This is a genomic window from Nostoc sp. (assembly GCF_036916975.1).
In the GTDB taxonomy this organism is placed as follows: domain Bacteria; phylum Cyanobacteriota; class Cyanobacteriia; order Cyanobacteriales; family Nostocaceae; genus Nostoc.
The window spans coordinates 95123-113080 of the sequence record NZ_JBALFF010000050.1 but is presented as its reverse complement, the minus strand read 5'-3'; the positions used below and the strand labels follow the sequence as shown (position 1 = coordinate 113080).

General features: G+C 41.6%; 13 protein-coding genes and 2 pseudogenes. 12 read left to right on the top strand and 3 right to left on the bottom strand.

The window, feature by feature from the left end; genetic code table 11:
• Positions 1-221 precede the first annotated feature (221 nt).
• Positions 222-1574 carry a 5-histidylcysteine sulfoxide synthase gene (gene ovoA, locus V7K73_RS11645; RefSeq protein WP_334880036.1) on the top strand — a complete coding sequence of 451 codons (1353 nt, stop codon included), beginning with the start codon at positions 222-224 and terminating at the stop codon, positions 1572-1574.
• A 151-nt stretch (positions 1575-1725) separates the two neighbouring features.
• Here the strand turns inward: ovoA and V7K73_RS11640 are convergent, their stop codons facing one another.
• Complete coding sequence (locus tag V7K73_RS11640) at positions 1726-2469, bottom strand: class I SAM-dependent methyltransferase (protein WP_334880034.1); 744 nt, start codon at positions 2467-2469, stop codon at positions 1726-1728.
• A 135-nt stretch (positions 2470-2604) separates the two neighbouring features.
• Between V7K73_RS11640 and V7K73_RS11635 the strand changes: the two genes are divergently transcribed.
• The gene (locus V7K73_RS11635) at positions 2605-4122 is read left to right on the top strand and encodes an ABC transporter permease subunit (protein ID WP_334880032.1); all 1518 of its coding nucleotides are present in this window, start codon (positions 2605-2607) and stop codon (positions 4120-4122) included.
• Positions 4123-4426: 304 nt separating this feature from the next.
• On the opposite strand, the gene ilvC is transcribed toward V7K73_RS11635, so the two are convergent.
• Entirely contained in the window at positions 4427-5422 is a 996-nt protein-coding gene (gene ilvC, locus V7K73_RS11630) for a ketol-acid reductoisomerase (RefSeq protein ID WP_334880030.1), read from the bottom strand.
• 301 nt (positions 5423-5723) lie between these two features.
• Here ilvC and V7K73_RS11625 point away from each other — a divergent pair, with 301 nt between their 5' ends.
• From V7K73_RS11625 to V7K73_RS11590, 8 genes and pseudogenes are all read left to right on the top strand, one after another.
• Positions 5724-6356, top strand: coding sequence for a DUF1003 domain-containing protein (locus tag V7K73_RS11625; protein ID WP_334880028.1), 633 nt, complete (start codon positions 5724-5726; stop codon positions 6354-6356).
• A gap of 108 nt (positions 6357-6464) precedes the next feature.
• On the top strand, positions 6465-7388 hold the full coding sequence (locus tag V7K73_RS11620; RefSeq protein WP_334880026.1) for a DUF4349 domain-containing protein: 924 nt from the start codon (positions 6465-6467) through the stop codon (positions 7386-7388).
• Positions 7389-7620: 232 nt separating this feature from the next.
• A complete protein-coding gene (locus tag V7K73_RS11615; RefSeq protein WP_334880025.1) occupies positions 7621-8976 on the top strand; it encodes an NAD(P)/FAD-dependent oxidoreductase in 1356 nt (451 codons plus the stop codon).
• A gap of 311 nt (positions 8977-9287) precedes the next feature.
• A complete protein-coding gene (locus V7K73_RS11610; protein WP_334880023.1) occupies positions 9288-10523 on the top strand; it encodes an LL-diaminopimelate aminotransferase in 1236 nt (411 codons plus the stop codon).
• 123 nt (positions 10524-10646) lie between these two features.
• On the top strand, positions 10647-11285 hold the full coding sequence (locus V7K73_RS11605; RefSeq protein WP_334880021.1) for a Uma2 family endonuclease: 639 nt from the start codon (positions 10647-10649) through the stop codon (positions 11283-11285).
• Between the two features lie 62 nt (positions 11286-11347).
• Positions 11348-11623, top strand: a pseudogene (locus V7K73_RS11600) (hypothetical protein); the annotation flags it as partial.
• A gap of 338 nt (positions 11624-11961) precedes the next feature.
• On the top strand, positions 11962-13239 hold the full coding sequence (locus tag V7K73_RS11595) for a M16 family metallopeptidase (protein WP_334880019.1): 1278 nt from the start codon (positions 11962-11964) through the stop codon (positions 13237-13239).
• 399 nt (positions 13240-13638) lie between these two features.
• Complete coding sequence (locus V7K73_RS11590; protein ID WP_334880017.1) at positions 13639-14499, top strand: fructosamine kinase family protein; 861 nt, start codon at positions 13639-13641, stop codon at positions 14497-14499.
• Positions 14500-14548: 49 nt separating this feature from the next.
• On the opposite strand, the pseudogene V7K73_RS11585 reads toward V7K73_RS11590, so the two are convergent.
• Positions 14549-14867, bottom strand: a pseudogene (locus tag V7K73_RS11585) (TMEM14 family protein).
• Between the two features lie 87 nt (positions 14868-14954).
• On the opposite strand from V7K73_RS11585, the gene V7K73_RS11580 reads away from it, so the two are divergent.
• The gene (locus V7K73_RS11580) at positions 14955-16325 is read left to right on the top strand and encodes an ATP-binding protein (RefSeq protein WP_334880013.1); all 1371 of its coding nucleotides are present in this window, start codon (positions 14955-14957) and stop codon (positions 16323-16325) included.
• Between the two features lie 63 nt (positions 16326-16388).
• Entirely contained in the window at positions 16389-17726 is a 1338-nt protein-coding gene (locus V7K73_RS11575) for a tellurite resistance TerB C-terminal domain-containing protein (RefSeq protein WP_334880011.1), read from the top strand.
• The last annotated feature ends 232 nt before the right edge of the window (positions 17727-17958 follow it).

Here is a 17958-nt window from a genome sequence, read left to right as displayed (position 1 = left end):
TTTTAAACTCGCCCATACTTGTTCAACAATATTAATACATTATTTATATTATTTTGACAAGGCGTAATTAGAGTAATTTTAACTACACCTTTTATCTATTTACAAATTTAGGAAATTGTCTGATCATAACGACACAAGACAAAATGTGATGAACAACACTTTTTTTTGTAAGAAGTCGTAGTTTATGTAATTTGTCTGATGAATGTTCTGTCAAAAATATCATGGCTTTAGTTCTAACCATAAATAAACTGACATCAACTCAAGTCCCCAGACTCAATGATTGCAGTTCACAAAACCTGCTAAAATACTTTGAGAATTCTTGGGAACTTGAAGAAACACTCATGAAAAGTTTGGTCGGGGAAGAAACTTTTTATCTTAACCCCGATTCTTTAAGAAACCGGATAATTTTTTATCTTGGTCACTCAGCTGTTTTTTTCATTAATAAGTTAATTGGCGTTGGTTTAATCAAAGCTGGAATTAATTCAGAATACGAAACCCTATTTGAAATCGGAGTTGATCCACAAACACCGACAGAACTCGACGCAGCGATGCAAGGGGTTAGCTGGCCTGATGTAAAAAAAGTTTGGCAATATCGAGACAAGGCGCGAGAGACAATTACAAAAGTTATTCAAAATACTTCCCTGGATCTGCCAATTCATCAACAGCATCCCTTCTGGGCCTTGCTGATGGGAATAGAACATAGTCGGATTCACTTTGAAACCTCTTCTATGCTGGTGCGTCAATTGCCTAGCGATCGCCTAAAATGTCCCCAAGGCTGGAATTACGCACCTAGTAACGGTAAAATTCCTAACAATCAAATGCGGCGGGTTCCCGGTGGTGTGGTGAAACTAGGAAAACCCAAGGATGATTTTACTTATGGTTGGGATAGCGAATATGGCGATCGCACTGTTGAAGTCAAACCGTTTTTAGCTAGTCAATATCTTATCACTAACGGCGAATATCTAAAATTTGTTCGAGCTGGTGGTTACAATAATCCAGATTACTGGAATGCTGAATCTTGGGATTGGAAGCAACTCTACAACGTCCAACATCCCAAATTCTGGATACCCTTGCAGGATGGTTATCGCTATCGAGCCATATTCGACGAAATAGACTTACCCCTAGACTGGCCTGTAGAAGTCAATTACTACGAAGCGATCGCATTTTGTCGTTCTCAAGGCTCAGAAATTCGCTTGATGACTGAAGCCGAATGGAATCAAGCCTTAGTTACCTCTGAGGATCAGCACTTATCAAGTAACTATAATCTCAACTTACAATTCATTTCCCCCAGCCCGGTGGGAATGTTCAAACCAGCTAATAGTGCTTCTTTCCTTTACGATCTTAGAGGAAACGTCTGGGAATGGTTGGGGGACACATTCAACGCCCTACCAGGATTTGAACCTCATCCACTTTACGAAGATCAAGCAGCACCATTTTTTGATGATAAACATCAGATGATGGTTGGCGGTTCTTGGGCTACTAATGGTTCAATGGCATTACCAACTTATCGCAACTGGTTTCGTCCCTACTTTTATCAACATGCTGGTTTTAGAATTGCTCAAGATATCAAATGAGATTACTGGAAATGATGGTGATTTTGGAAACATATAAATTACGTAAAAAATACGGAATAACGAACCACAGAGGCGCAGAGGACACGGAGAAATAAGAGTTTGAGAGATATTTTGCGTAAGTCCTAAAACAGAAGAAAGGCGTCAGGACTCTTCATTTGCTTGCTACCAGAATCATTCGGCGGCTATCAAGGGCGAACGGTTCACCATCGTAACCATAGCCCTCTACTTCGCTGAAACCTGTTTGCAAGAGCCAATCGCGGATTTCGGGAAAGGTAAAATTGCGAACAAAGTATTGACCGCGCCGCACTTGTCCATCACGAATGATAATCCGCTCGGTATAGATCCGATTGGTAAGCGCATCGTAACGGCTGCGTCCGAGCATATAATTTCCCTCACGCTCAGTAATTAACTCAGGCGTAAACTCTTGCAAGACGCGGCTAAAATTTTGAATATCAATTAGTAATTTGCCACCTACTTTTAGAGCGCGATACGCTTCGGTTAAGACCGATCTATTTTCATTGTCATCGAAGTAACCGAAGGCTGTGAAGCAGTTGATGATGCAGTTGAAGCGATCGCTAAAGGGTAGGGAACGCATATCGCCTTGAAGGTACTCTACCTTAACGCCGTTACTAGCCGCATCTTGACGGGCTTTTTCTAAGAAGAAAGCTGTAATATCAAGTCCAGTCACATTATAACCGCGAGCCGCTAGCCGATTAGCAATCCGCCCATGCCCACAAGCTAAGTCTAAAATAGTCATTCCTACTTGTATATCTAGCAGTCGGCAAATCAACTCAACTTGGTGTTGGCTGCGCTCTGGTGTCAACAGCATGTCATAAAAGTAAAGATAATCATCCTCGAATACGCTCTGATCGTTGAATGTAAAATTTGCAATCATTTTAAATCTGATTTATTGAGTGAATTTTGAATGTATATCGGAGAACATCTGTAAGGAGGGTTTTTGCCGCAACAACATGTTCATGACTTTATTATCCTTTGAATAAGGTACAGAGATGAGAGATGTCTAAAAAATATGGCTAGATTGAGTATAATCCGTTGGCTACCTCAGCTAGTTCTTGGTTTAAGCTGTCTGCTTCTGCTTTCAATTTGGATTGCGACTGATTCCATAGCAGCTGGCAAAACACTAACGGTTGCCACAGAACCGACGTTTCCGCCTTTCGAGTTTCAATCTGTAACTGGTGAGTTACAGGGCTTTGACATTGATTTGATGAATGCGATCGCTTCATCCTCTGGCTTTCGAGTTAAGTACCAAAATATGCCCTTCGCTGGGATGATTCCAGCATTGCAAACACAAACTGTAGATGCGGCAGTTGCGGCAATGGCAATTACTGCCGAACGGGTGAAGACAATTTCTTTCTCGCGTCCTTACTTCAAATCAGGGGTAGCGATCGCCACCCGCGCAGACAATCAAAACATTATCAATTTCGATAGTCTTAAAAACAAGACTATTGGTGTGCAAATCGGGACAACTGGCGCACAGAAGGCTAAAAGTATTCCCGGATCTGAAATTCGCACTTTTGATGATTCACCCTTAACTCTTCAAGCATTAATTAATGGTAATGTCGATGCCGTTTTGAATGATCAGGTTGTTCTCTTATATGGTATAAAGAGCGGCAACCTTAAAAAACTCAAAGTTGTCAGCAGTCTGCTAACAGAAGAATTTTATGGCATTCCTACACCTAAAGGATCGCCCAACTTGGAAGCGATTAACCAAGGTATAGAAACGGTGCTGAAAAATGGTATTTACGCCAAAATCTATCAAAAGTGGTTTGGTATCCAACCGCCACAACTACCAGAAAAATCACCCATCGAAAACCAGGCTGCCAAAAAAGGCGTATCTCAACTATTTACCTCACTAAGCATTATCTTTAAGTCGCTACCCACCCTGCTAAGTGGGGCTTTAGTAACACTTGAACTCACAGCAATCTCAGTCTTGCTGGGGATGATCGGGGGTACACTGATTGGAATTGTTCGCCTTTTCCCCACTCCGCCTTTGCCCTGGATTGCTAGGGCGTATGTAGACTTTTTCCGGGGAACGCCGTTGCTGGTGCAGATTTTTATGATTTACTTTGGGTTACCTGCTTTAGCCCAAAATTTTGGTTTTACCTTGACTTTAAATCGTTTAGTAGCAGCAGTGATTGCATTGAGTCTCAATAGCGCTGCTTACATTGCTGAAATTGTCCGCGCAGGCATTCAATCAATTGAGCCTGGACAAACAGAAGCCTCTCAATCACTGGGTTTAAGCTCAGTGCAAACGATGCGCTATATAATCTTTCCTCAAGCCCTGCGACGGATGCTGCCACCTCTGGGCAATCAGTTCATTAGCTTGCTCAAAGACACCAGCTTAGTTGCAATCATCGGGTTTGAAGAGTTGTTCCGCAAAGGACAGCTGATTGTAGCTGAGAACTATCGTTCATTTGAGATTTACGCGACTGTCGCCTTGGTTTATTTATTCCTGACTCTGCTTTCTTCTCAAGCGTTGAGTCAATTTGAGCGATCGCTCAATCCCATTAAGAAGAAAGCTAATTAGTATAAGTTATACCAATTCTGTATGAACATGCGCCATGAGGAACGAACCCCAAAGGCCGCAAAGGACACAAAGAAAGAAACAAATAAGAAGTCAAGAAAATTTAGCGCAGCCTCACAAAGAAATGGTGTTACAGCTATTTTCAGATAAATAGCTGTAAGGATAATTGTTTTTCTTTTGCTTAGGGATTACCAAGAAATAAATTATCCAATCTTGTGGGGTGGGCGTCTCGCCCGCCCTTGACTATGGACTCTCGTCTCGCCCGCCCCACAATAAATAGTTGGATATTTATTTATTTGGAAGTTCCTTAAGCTTTTTTCAACCAGCTAAACATAGCGCGTAAATCTTTACCAACTTCCTCAATTTTGTGTTCAGATTCTTTGCGACGCATGGCGGTAAATCCTGGTTTACCAGCTTGGTTTTCTAGAACAAATTCTCGTGCAAATTGCCCAGATTGAATTTCGCTGAGAATCTTCTGCATTTCAGCTTTGGTTTGTTCGGTTACAATCCGCGGTCCACGGGTATAATCGCCATATTCGGCTGTGTTAGAAATGCTGTCGCGCATTTTGGCTAAACCACCTTCTACAACCAAGTCAACAATCAACTTGACTTCATGCAGACATTCAAAATAAGCCAATTCTGGTTGATAACCAGCTTCTACCAAAGTTTCAAATCCAGCTTTGATTAAAGCACTCAAACCACCGCATAATACCGCTTGTTCGCCAAATAAATCGGTTTCAGTTTCTTCGCGGAAAGTCGTTTCGAGAACACCAGCGCGAGTCCCACCGATACCTTTAGCATAAGACATGGCGCGATCGCGTGCCTGACCACTAGCATCTTGATAAACTGCAAACAGCGCGGGTACTCCTTCACCACTTTCATAAGTCCGGCGTACCAAATGCCCCGGCCCTTTTGGTGCTACCATCACCACATCGACGTTATCCGGTGGTACAACTTGCCCAAAGTGAATATTGAAGCCGTGGGCAAAGGCTAAGACATTCCCTTCTTCAAGATTTGGTTCAATCTCGTTTTTATAAATCGTTTTTTGGACTTCATCAGGTAGCAAAATCATGATGAAATCAGCAGCATTAGCAGCATCTGCAACATTTTTCACAGTTAACCCAGCAGCTTCAGCTTTTGCTGTTGACTTACTACCCGGATATAATCCCACAATCACATTCAAACCACTATCTTTGAGATTGAGAGCGTGGGCATGACCTTGAGAACCATAGCCGATGATAGCAATAGTTTTTCCAGCCAAAAGGTCTAAATTGGCATCTTCGTCATAATACATCCGGGCCATAGAAGCATCTCCTGTCAGCAAGCATCGTCATTGATTGGCAGGCTTACGATTGTACCTCAAATTGAGTAACCACAGATGAACTGTTACCCGGATTTATCACAATACTGCTCAAAACCTTATAAAACCTAGATTCAGAAGTTTCACACTGCATTAAATAATTCGTAATTCGTAATTCGTAATTTGTAATTAAGTTTTGTAATGAAGAGTGCTGTTGTGGGGGTGGTTGAGGAGTCGTAATCTTTGTGAATGGTTTAAATTGGGTTAGTAAATTGAAGTAATCATTCATCAAGTCAGACTACCAATGCTCTCCCAAGATAAACCAAATCCAAAAGATTCACCGCAAGGATCGTGCGAAAAGCCCCGTCAAAACATTCTGCCCACTGCCCCATTACCGGAATCTATTAGTAAAAATATCGAGACTATCATCGCATTGCACAGACGTTCCGAAAAAGACGTACCACAACACCAGCGGGTTGTAGAAACGGTAACTGCTTTTTTTGGTCGTCCTATATTCCTGTATAGCATCCTGCTTGGGATTATTCTGTGGATAACACCCAATGTCTTACCACGAAGTTTGGGCATACCAAAATTTGATCCTGTTCCATTTGCTTGGTTACAATTTTCACTGGGTACGGGTTCATTGTTGGTGACAACAGGGGTATTGATTAAACAAGAGCGACAAGAAAAGTTAGCAGAGCAACGGGCGCAGCTTAGTCTTCAACTCAACCTGCTCTCTGAGCAGAAAATCGCTAAACTCATCGCTTTGGTTGAGGAATTACGCCAGGATATTCCTAATGTCAAAAATCGCTCTGACCCGGAGGCTGAACTGATGAAGTCCCCTACCGATCCGCACGCAATTATAGATGTATTAGAAGAGACTTTAGCATCCGAGTTAGCAAGTTTCTCTCAGCAAAAAGCATCAATTGAAGAATAATTGGATTTTGGACAAAACTTTATCCCTGTTACATAAATTGCAACAATGCAGCCTTTGAGTTTTACTTCAGTAATACTGGGGTTAACTTCATCTGTCTAGGGGTAGATTATGTCCGCTTCAGCTAAATTACCGCGCACATCTGTTTTATTTGTGAGTGCGCTATTAGGAGGGTTAATTTTTACCAGTTGCGCCTCTTCCAATCAGTTAGCAAATAAGCAGTTACCTCGAAGTGCAGCTGATGGTGCGGCAAATCCAGCATCTGCCCCTGCTAGTGAAAGCAGTTCTCAAAAGACGGAAGCTGCACCAATAAATCGTTCTCGTCCCCAACTGATCAAAAAGGCAGCAATGTCTTTGACTGTCAACTCTGTAGATCAGACTATTGATGCTGTTTCGCAAATTATCAATAAACAGCAAGGGGATTTGATCGGGTTGAAACAACAACAACCCAAAAACGACAATTCGCGTCACACAGCAACAATACAATTGCGGATACCAGAAAATCAGCTAGAACCTACCTTAGAAGAATTAGCTAAATTAGGCACTGTTGATAGTCGTAATATTACTGCGGAAGATGTAGGCGATCGCCTGGTGGATTTTCAAGCTAGATTAACCAACTTACAAAAAACTGAAGCCAATTTGCAAAAAATTATGGATCGGGCTGGTTCTATTAGAGATGTGCTTAGTGTTGCCCAAGAACTAAGCAATGTCCGAGAAACCATAGAACAAATTAATGCCCAACTCAAAAGCCTACAAAATCAAGTTGCTTATTCCACTATTACGCTGAACCTAGAAGCAGCAGTTTCTAGCACCAGTTCACAACCTGCCTTTGGTTTGCAAGTTCAGGAGACTTGGAATAAATCTACTCACTCTTTGAGTGTATTTTCCGTTGGCTTACTCAAGCTGGGTATTTGGTTAATTGTTTACAGTCCCTATTTGTTAATTTTTGCTGCGCTTGTCTATGGCTTTAACCGTTGGCGGCGAACTCATTCACCACGTTTAACACAAACACCAGAATCAACTAGTTCTGAGTGAGCTTGCATAAATCATACATCTACCTTTGATAAATCTACATAAAAAGAGTGATTAAAATATTGCCAAATCTTATTGTCTGAGCCTCCATCTTGAAAAGTTCTGTTTATCCTGTAGTTTTAATTACTTTAAAACTTTTTCAAATGTAAAGAGCAATACAAAAGATAGGATGACAATTTTGATACAAATTTGTTAAGAATAGTTAAAATAGTCGGCATACACGATAATATTTCTTATGGTAAATTCACTTGACAAGAATCCACCCCATCAAGTAGTGATCGTTGGCGGTGGTTTTGGTGGACTTTATGCAGCAAAAACACTCGCCAAAGCGGCCGTAAACGTTACTCTGATTGATAAACGTAACTTTCATCTCTTTCAACCCCTCCTATACCAAGTCGCCACAGGGGCGCTATCTCCTGCTGATATTTCCTCACCCTTGCGTTCTGTGCTTAGTAAGAGCAAGAATACGAAAGTGCTGCTGGGAGAGGTGAATAATATCGATCCAGAAGCAAAACAAGTAACTGTGGGCGACGAAGCAATAGCTTACGATACGTTAATTGTCGCCACAGGTGCGAAGCATTCCTACTTTGGCAAAGATAACTGGGAAGAATTCGCCCCCGGCTTGAAAACTGTAGAAGATGCCATAGAAATGCGTAGCCGGATTTTTACGGCGTTTGAAGCCGCAGAAAAAGAAACCGATCCAGAAAAACGCCGTGCTTGGTTAACTTTTGTAATTGTTGGTGGTGGCCCAACTGGTGTAGAATTAGCTGGTGCGATCGCAGAATTGGCAAATCAAACTCTCAAAGAAGATTTCCGCAACATCGACACATCAGAAGCTCAAATTTTGCTATTAGAAGGGCTGGATCGGATTTTGCCACCCTTTGCACCAGAGTTATCACAAGAAGCGGAAGCATCCCTGACGCGCTTGGGGGTGGTTGTGCAGACAAAAACACTGGTAACGAATATTGAAAATGATATTGTTACCCTCAAACAAGGCGAAGAAGTTAAAGAAATTGCCTCAAAAACGGTATTATGGGCAGCAGGTGTAAAAGCTTCAGCAATGGGAAAAGTGCTAGCAGAACGCACAAGTGCCGAATGCGATCGCGCTGGACGGATTATCGTCGAACCTGACTTGAGTATTAAGGGACATCCGAATATTTTTGTAATTGGCGACTTAGCAAATTTTTCTCATCAAAATGGTAAACCGCTACCTGGTGTTGCACCTGTAGCAAAGCAACAAGGTGAATATGTAGCAGAACTAGTCCAGCATCGGCTTGCAGGTAAGAGTTTACCACCATTTGCTTATGCGGATTATGGTAGTTTAGCAATGATTGGACACAATTCTGCTGTGGTAGATTTGGGTTTTATCAAGCTGAAAGGTTTCTTTGCATGGCTATTTTGGCTGTTGATTCACATCTACTTCTTAATTGAATTTAACAACAAATTAGTAGTAATGATTCAGTGGGCATGGAACTACTTTACCCGTAATCGCGGAGCAAGATTAATTACAGGTCAAGAATCCCTTACGCAGTTCGGAATTAGCGATCGCAATTACACATCAGCCGAGAATAAACAACCAGTAAATGTTTAGTTGGACATTGTTAAGTTAGGAGTTAGGAGTTAGGAGTTTGGAGTTTGGAGTTTGGAGTTTGGAGTTAGGAGTTAGGAGTTAGGAGTTAGGAGTTAGGAGTTTGGAGTTAGGAGTTTGGAGTTTGGAGTTTGGAGTTTGGAGTTTGGAGTTTGGAGTTTGGAGTTTAGAGTTATTTCTCTTCCTGGGAGAAGCTGAAGCTACATCTACTCCATTCTTTTTCTTCAATTTTGAATTTTGAATTTTGAATTGATTTCTCCCCGCCCTCATAAATTAGCAGTAAGCTGTTTGAGGGCGTTTTTTTATAATTTACTATGGCAAGTATTAACGACAACTACCTGAAACTGAAAGCGGGTTATCTGTTTCCAGAAATTGCTCGGCGGGTGAATGCCTTTGCAGAAGCGAATAGTAATGCTAAAATAATTCGGCTGGGCATTGGCGATGTTACCGAAGCTCTACCGGAGGCTTGCCGCACAGCTATGATTAAAGCTGTGGAAGAAATGAGCGATCGCAATACCTTCAAAGGCTACGGCCCAGAGCAAGGCTACGCTTGGTTACGAGAAAAAATTGCTACTCACGATTTTCAACCACGGGGAGCCGATATAGATGCTTCGGAAATCTTTATCTCCGACGGTTCCAAGTGTGACACCGGCAATATTCTAGAAATCTTTGGTCATGATAACATAATTGCCGTTACTGACCCCGTTTACCCCGTATATGTAGACACTAACGTTATGGTGGGAAATACGGGAGATGCCAATGATAAAGGCGAGTTTGAAGGCTTAGTTTATCTACCAATTACGGCTGATAACAACTTCACCGCCGAAATTCCCTCAAAGAAAGTCGATTTAATTTATCTCTGCTTTCCCAATAACCCCACCGGCGCAACTGCAACCAAAGAATATTTGAAGGCATGGGTAGACTATGCTAAAGCTAATGGCTCGATTATTTTCTTTGATGCAGCCTACGAAGCTTATATTACCGATCCATCGATTCCGCATTCAATTTATGAAATTGAAGGTGCAAGAGAAGTTGCGATCGAATTTCGGTCTTTTTCTAAGAATGCAGGTTTTACAGGAACTCGTTGTGCGTTAACCGTAGTACCGAAGACACTCACAGGAATTGCCGCCGATGGTTCTGATGTGGAACTATGGAAACTCTGGAATCGTCGCCAGTCTACCAAGTTTAATGGTGTTTCTTACATCGTCCAACGGGGAGCCGAAGCGGTTTACTCTGAAGAAGGACAAGCACAAATTAAGGGCTTGGTGAATTTCTATCTAGAAAACGCCAAAATTATCCGCGAAAAACTCACAGCCGCCGGATTATCAGTTTATGGTGGGGTGAATGCACCTTATGTTTGGGTGAAAACTCCTAATGGTTTATCCAGTTGGGAGTTTTTTGATAAGCTGCTGGAAAGCGTCAACGTTGTGGGGACACCTGGTTCTGGCTTTGGTGCTGCGGGTGAAGGTTACTTCCGCATTTCGGCATTTAACAGCCGGGAGAATGTCGAAGAGGCGATGAAGCGGATTACAGAGAAGTTTAAAGTGTAAGCGATCGCTTTTAGCCGCTTTTGTTAAACTCATTCTATTAATCTATCATGTTACGGTGGGCTATATTATCCACCGCAACCTGATAGATTTTGAATGCGTGAATTTTGAATTGGAGCGAAGCGAGTGACTGCTGCTATCCCCGTTTTCAAACCTGTTAGCCAAATGCAGTTAGCACCTGGTAGCACGGTGACAATTCCAGATGTTAGCTGGGAAGAATTTGAATCTATTTTACAAGAATTAGGAGAAAAAAGAACTACACGAATTGCCTACAGCCAGGATAATTTAGAAATTATGGCTCCTTTACCAGAACATGAAATACCCAAAGATTTAATTTCTGATATTGTCAAAATATTACTGAAGGCTAAAAATATCAGATATCAACCTTTTGGTTCCACTACTTTTAAACGGCAAGGTGTAGCAGGAGTTGAACCTGATGCTTGCTTTTATATTCAGAATTATCAACAAATGATTGGTCATCGCCGCTTGCAAGCTGATGATCCGCCGCCAGATTTAGCGATTGAGACTGATGTCACATCAAAAACTACTCTTGATGCTTATGAAGCCATTGGAGTCGCAGAATTATGGGTTTACGACAGTGGAAACCTTTCTATTTATTTGCTGAAAGAGGGGAAATACATAAAATCTAATACCAGTCCTAATTTTGAGGATATAGCTATTACTCAGATTATTCCCGCTGCCGTGGAACGTAGTTGGCAAGTAGGAAGTTTTCAAGCTTTGGAAGAATTGGAAGCGATGGTTTAGTAAATGATTAAACAAATTTTGGGATTTACTAAGGGAGATAAAGTGCGATCGCTTCAGCGATCGCGCTGATTGAAGCCCTAGAAAGACGCAGCCAAGCAGAGTCAGCAGGTACTCTCACGCGTGAAACTTATTTAAAAGCTGTGCGACAAGCACGAGAATTGATTGAAGGTAGGAAAGAGAAGGAACGCGATCGCTTAGAAGACTCTTGGGCGATAATTCAGGATGAAGCTGAGAGAAACTGGCACTTAATGATGAAAGACTTAGTAGACTTGAGCTTTCGCCTGCAAAAAGCGGCTATTGCTGCTTGGGAAACCTTCAATCACCCTTACCCTCGCTAGTTCGACGAATGTTACTGGAAGCATAAATTTTGCGTCACGGAAAGGCTATGCTTCCAATTTTTATACTTGACAAAAGTATCAGTCTGTCCCTCTCCGACGGGCGAGAGGGACATGTTTTACATAGTAAAACCTTCTTAGAGGTCAATACAGTTCAGTTAAGCAATTTTTCCTTCTCTTCTTTCTCTCTCTGTGTCCTCTGCGCCTCTGTGGTTCGTAAAAAAACAACTTTGATAAAAAGTGCTAGCCTTAACTGAACCGTATTGTCTTAGAGGTCTTTTTATATGATTTTCCGTGACGGATAAGATAAAGAAGTAACGTAGCTCCTCACACAAGTAGCAATGACTTCAACCCTGCGGAAACTTCCTCGTCTTAATACCCCAACCGTGCATCAGTTGCCCAATGGTTTGACAATCATAGCGGAGCAGATGCCAGTTGAAGCTGTAAACCTCAACTTATGGATTAAAGTTGGTTCAGCCGTAGAATCTGATAGCATTAACGGCATGGCTCACTTTTTAGAGCACATGATTTTTAAAGGAACAGAACGACTTGCTAGCGGCGAGTTTGAACGTCGAATTGAAGAACGGGGTGCTGTTACCAATGCCGCAACTAGCCAAGACTATACTCATTACTATATAACCACAGCCCCCAAAGATTTTGCCCACCTTGCTCCACTACAAATAGATGTAGTATCAAATGCGAGTATTCCTGATGATGCTTTTGAACGGGAGCGATTAGTAGTTTTAGAAGAAATTAGGCGTTCAGAAGATAATCCCCAACGGCGGACATTTCGGCGGGCGATGGAGACAGCTTTTGATGAACTACCCTATCGCCGTGCAGTGTTGGGGCCAGAATCGGTGATTGCCGAACTTAAACCCCAACAAATGCGAGATTTTCATAGTAGTTGGTATCAACCCCAGTCAATTACTGCTGTAGCTGTGGGCAATTTGCCCGTAGAAGAATTAATTGCAACCATTGCTGAAGGATTTACAAAACTTAGTACTTCCCACTCCCCACTCCCCACTCCCCACTCCCCACTTCCGACTGAGCCACGATTTACAGAAATTGTCCGTCGAGAATTTGTAGATGAAAGTCTCCAGCAAGCAAGACTAGTGATGCTTTGGCGGGTTCCAGGAATGGTTGAGTTAGATTGCACCTATGGACTAGATGTTTTAGCCGGAATTTTGGGACATGGACGCACATCAAGACTGGTGAGGGATTTACGAGAAGAACGGGGATTAGTTTCTTCAATTTCTGTGAGTAACATGAGCAATCAGCTGCAAGGGACATTTTATATTTCAGCTAAATGTGCAGTGGAAAATTTAGCAGAAGTAGAAGATGCGATCGCTCAACATATTCGCACAGTCCAAACCGAATTAGTCACAGAATCAGAAATTGCCCGTATGCAGCGGCGAGTAGCGAACAGATTTGTTTTTGGCAATGAAACACCAAGCGAACGCGCTAATTTGTATGGCTACTATCAGTCTTTGGTGGGAGATTTAGAACCCGCCTTTAACTACCCAGATCATATTCAGAGCCAAAATGCAACCGACTTGATGCAAGCAGCCAAAGAGTATCTTTCCCCAGACGCTTATGGTGTAGTTGTCGTCAAGCCGTAAATTACTCACACTCACTGCAAGCGGTGAGTGTGAGGTTCCCAATTCATCGACTAGCTAGGGTTACGATCGGCTCAATCAGTATTCTTGCATAAATCAAAAACCCTCTCCCTAAATCCCTCTCCCAATCTTGGGAGAGGGACTTTGAAATTGGCTCCCCTTCTCCCAATTTTGGGAGAAGGGGTTGGGGGATGAGGGCAAGTTTTACATTTGTGCAAGAGGTCTATTATATTATTTGCCATTAACAGATATTTTACGACACCATTAACTACAGCACGGCAATATGATACACGCGATCGCTTAACTCAGATGACGACGAAGAATGTCACGGGTACAATATTCTGTGACTTTAAATATATGATGCAGTAGGCAACCCCCTACTCCCCACTCCCCAATTAAATCATGTGGACTGAAATCGACACCCATATTAGCCAGGTAACTGGCGAAAAATTTCAGAGTCAGCAACGGCGATCGGTTGGTGGCGGATGCATCAATCAAGGTTATGCTATCTCCAATGGTGAGATAACCTACTTCCTTAAGATTAACCAAGCATCCCAAGTTGCGATGTTTGAGGCTGAGGCAATGGGTTTAAAGGAAATGCTAGCAACAGCTAGTATTCGCGTCCCCAAACCTCTAAGCTGGGGTGTAGCTGAGAATTCTAGCTACATCGTGCTGGAATGGTTAGAACTTGGTAGCGGTAACAGCAATTCCTGGGAAGAGATGGGGCGCAAGTTGGCGGCAATGCATAAAGCTAGCAGCAGTCAAGGTTTTGGTTGGAAAATTAACAATACTATTGGTTCCACGCCCCAAATCAATACTTGGACAGCAGACTGGACAGAATTTTATATTAAACATCGCCTGGGTTATCAATTCCAGTTAGCAAGGCGAAAGGGAGGAAATTTCCCCCAGGAAGAAAAATTACTAGCAGCAATCCCTAAACTATTGACGCATCAGGTGCAACCTTCCTTAGTACATGGCGATTTATGGGGCGGAAATGCCGGTTGTACTAAAGAAGGAGAACCAGTAATATTTGATCCAGCAACTTATTTTGGCGATCGCGAAGTTGATATAGCCATGACAGAATTATTTGGTGGATTCCCCGCAGCATTTTACAAAAGTTATAACGAAGCCTTTCCCTTAGCTCCAGGCTATGAGCAAAGAAAAACCCTCTATAACCTGTATCACATTTTGAATCACTTCAATTTATTTGGCGGCGATTATGCTTCCCAAGCGAACCGAATGATTGACCAAATTTTGCCCTAACTACAACTTTGCGTACCTCTGCGCTTCCCTTTGCGTTTAAATTCACCCCTCAATTCCCCACCATTTGACTCACCATCACCGCCAAAGCCAACATACCCAAAATCGTCATTAATCCCGCCGGCATAAATTTGCGTGTTTTAGCCAACCGAACTGCAAAGACAACTACCAAAACAGCAGTAACTATCACCGCTAAAATCGACCCCCAGCTTTGCCCTTGGAGTTGAAAGTAAGCCGCAAGTATTAGTAATAAACCGCTAATGCTACCACTTAAGAGTGAAACCTTACTTCTAGCCTGAATATAGCCAATAATACCACCAGCGATCGCTAATATACCGTAGGCATTCATCAGCAATTATACTTAAATTCATTGTTAAAACCTATGTAGACTTTGACTTTACCGCCAGGGTCAGCAGACAATTTACCATAGCTATTTAGCTATACCACACAGTTTATTGATGGATAATCAAGCGATGCCAATGGCAAATACTTCTTCATATACAAAGGTTCAATATCTCCAGCGCCAAGCAGCCTCACTTTTACTGTACCAGTCCGTTCTGCAAGGCGAAGTGGGGATGGCATTTGTGGAACTGTTGCAAGCTATCCGTTACACTGATGCCGATGCCCGGGGTTGTCTGCAAGCCTACGGTAGTTACTTCCACGCTTTAGCTGCTAAAAATCAAAATTGGGAAGACTATTTAATTACTCAAATTCTCTTCTGTGATAATCCTTTTACAAAGCTTGCTCAAGTGCGAGAATTTGAGGATTTACCCCCAGCTTTAGTAGCAGCAGTTCGGCATGATTTAGAAGTATTGCAAAGTCTTTATGAATGTAGCAGCGCTTCTTTAAGTGAGTGGATACAAGGCGTAGCTCACATGCCTATTTCGCCAGTAGTGTGGTATAAAGAGCAAGAATTGCTAGGAGGAGAGACATTCGCTACATATCTACAAGAGTTAGATAATTGGGGTGATGCTGTAGAAGAGTTAGCGGCTTATTATCGGCAATGTGGCTCTGGTTTATTTGCAGAATATCGCGCTTTACGCTGGCAAGCTGGGCAGTTTATCGGTATTCGGTATTCCGATCCAATTAAGCTGAGTGCGCTTGTAGGTTATGAGTCTCAAAAAGATGCTTTGCTGAAAAATACAGAGTTTTTATTATCAGGAGAGATGGCACTGCATGTATTACTTTACGGTAGTCGGGGTTCTGGCAAATCTTCTTTAGTGAAATCTTTGTTAAATGAATATAGCGATGTCTCCGGCAAGGACAAAGCCCAAGGCAGCCTTCGCTTATTAGAAGTGGCAAAATCTGATTTAAAAGACTTACCAGAAATTGTGGAACATTTACGAGGAGTGTCACAAAAATTTATTATATTTGTCGATGATCTTTCCTTTGAAGAAGATGATGATGCCTTTAAAGGGCTTAAGGTAGTTTTAGAAGGTAATTTAACCGCGCGATCGCAAAATGTAGTTGTGTATGCTACTTCCAATCGCCGCCACTTGATTCGGGAGTTTTTTGTGGATAGACCTACCCCCAAGGATAACGATGAAATCCATGCTTGGGATACGATGCAAGAGAAGCTTTCGTTTAGCGATCGCTTTGGTTTAACCTTGACCTTTGAACCAGCCGATCAAAAAACTTATTTAAAAATTGTACAGCATCTAACGGCACAAGCTGAAATTAATATTACCCAAGAAGATTTGGAATTTCAAGCATTACAATGGGCAACTCGCCACAACGGCCGTTCTGGACGCACAGCACGGCAGTTTGTTGATTTTATAAAAGCAGATTTAAAACTTTTTGGTGCAAATAACAATACATCCAACACTTAGCATTAAGCCTTTTCCTATGTGCATTTTAATTACGAATTACGAATTACGAATTACGAATTAGTTATGAGAGCTACTTATTCTGATAATTTAACTACGCTAAAAACCAGCAATATGCAATCAGTAATGATCAGCAATCGATTTATACTAGGGATAATTGCCTTTAGTGTGAGTTTTGGTCTTAGCCTCGTCCCGAACTGGGATTTTAATAAAGCCTTTCTCACAGGTTTAATTACTGCCGTTACTATCTATACAGCAGCATTATTTGTAGATAAGCGACGCAGAAATTATGAAATGTTTATTTTAGGTTCTATCCACAAACGAATTAAAGAGATGGAGGGATTGAAGGCTCGCGTTGTCAGAGAAATAAATCAAATTGAAGAACATCATAATTTATTATATGCAGAGTCACAACAACTGCAAAATCAAGTAACAGAAAGCCGTAACCAAAGGGATAGTTTACATCGAGAATTAAGAACATTTGCCGGACAGAAAAAGCAGTTAGAAACTGAAATCAGTAGCCTGAAAACTGAAATTAATAACTTGCAGAAAAATTTAACAGAATTGAACAATGCTTTTTCTGTTCTCACAGCAGAGAAGCGCCGGCTAGAGTCGAATTGTAATGTATCTCGTAGTGAAATTACCCATTTACAAAGTCAAATTTCCGAACTCCAGCAGGAGAAGCAAGAAATTGAAAGCAATTTAACTCTTTTAGGCAGACTCAAACCCCAATTAGAAGAAAAATTATACGAACTGCGAATTGCAATTCAAGAGTTAGAAGTTGAGACAACCCAAAAAAATCAATTCCTTGTAGCGACAAAAGCCGAAAGAGAAAATATCCAAGCTATCGTGAATTCTTCACAAACCCAATTAGCAGAACACAAAGCCGAATTACAGCAGTTGCAAGAGCAAGTTTCGTTATTGCAAGAAGAACGAGATTCATTACAAAATCAAGTTTGGGAATTACTCCAACAAGTAGAAACATTCAATCCAGAACATTTGTCTGATAATTCTAATGAAGAGGATAATGAATTGTTTCCTTTTTCTGAGATAATGGAAACTACAGCAATCATAGATACTTCGGAAGCTGATACATCAGAGAATTTACCCGAAGAATGGACTAATTTTTTAGAAAATCTTCCAATATACGAACTACAAGTATTAAAAGCTATAGTCGAACAAGATAATCCTAATGCTGCTATTAAAAAAATTGCTGAAGCAAACATTACTATGCCAAATCTATTAATAGATTCTATAAATCAACGAGCAAATGATATTATTGGTGAATTAATAATTGATTCAAGTTCGGAAATTCCAAAAGTTCATCAAGAATATATAAATGATGTCAAAAAAATGATTGCAATATATGAAGCTCGAATGGCTAGACATGCTTCGTCAAATTAAATTAACTTACGCAAAAAAACTCTCTTTCCTCTTATTTCTCCGTGGCCTCTGCGTCCTCTGTGGTTCGATTTTCCGTTCCTTGCGCGTAAGTCCTGATATATAAATTGCGGCTACACAAACTCTCGTCCGCCTGCGCGGACTCTAGGAATTTGAAACCCACGGAGGTGGGTATTTGTCTCTATAGCCGCGAATTCTATTCGCCAAGGCTAATTACTTCTGCGTTTAGAATAAA

Coding starts and splice junctions, on each gene's coding strand:
- ovoA (WP_334880036.1), top strand. CDS start 222: ATGGCTTTAGTTCTAACCATAAATAAACTGACATCAACTCAAGTCCCC.
- V7K73_RS11640 (WP_334880034.1), bottom strand. CDS start 2,469: ATGATTGCAAATTTTACATTCAACGATCAGAGCGTATTCGAGGATGAT.
- V7K73_RS11635 (WP_334880032.1), top strand. CDS start 2,605: ATGGCTAGATTGAGTATAATCCGTTGGCTACCTCAGCTAGTTCTTGGT.
- ilvC (WP_334880030.1), bottom strand. CDS start 5,422: ATGGCCCGGATGTATTATGACGAAGATGCCAATTTAGACCTTTTGGCT.
- V7K73_RS11625 (WP_334880028.1), top strand. CDS start 5,724: ATGCTCTCCCAAGATAAACCAAATCCAAAAGATTCACCGCAAGGATCG.
- V7K73_RS11620 (WP_334880026.1), top strand. CDS start 6,465: ATGTCCGCTTCAGCTAAATTACCGCGCACATCTGTTTTATTTGTGAGT.
- V7K73_RS11615 (WP_334880025.1), top strand. CDS start 7,621: ATGGTAAATTCACTTGACAAGAATCCACCCCATCAAGTAGTGATCGTT.
- V7K73_RS11610 (WP_334880023.1), top strand. CDS start 9,288: ATGGCAAGTATTAACGACAACTACCTGAAACTGAAAGCGGGTTATCTG.
- V7K73_RS11595 (WP_334880019.1), top strand. CDS start 11,962: ATGACTTCAACCCTGCGGAAACTTCCTCGTCTTAATACCCCAACCGTG.
- V7K73_RS11590 (WP_334880017.1), top strand. CDS start 13,639: ATGTGGACTGAAATCGACACCCATATTAGCCAGGTAACTGGCGAAAAA.
- V7K73_RS11580 (WP_334880013.1), top strand. CDS start 14,955: ATGGATAATCAAGCGATGCCAATGGCAAATACTTCTTCATATACAAAG.
- V7K73_RS11575 (WP_334880011.1), top strand. CDS start 16,389: ATGAGAGCTACTTATTCTGATAATTTAACTACGCTAAAAACCAGCAAT.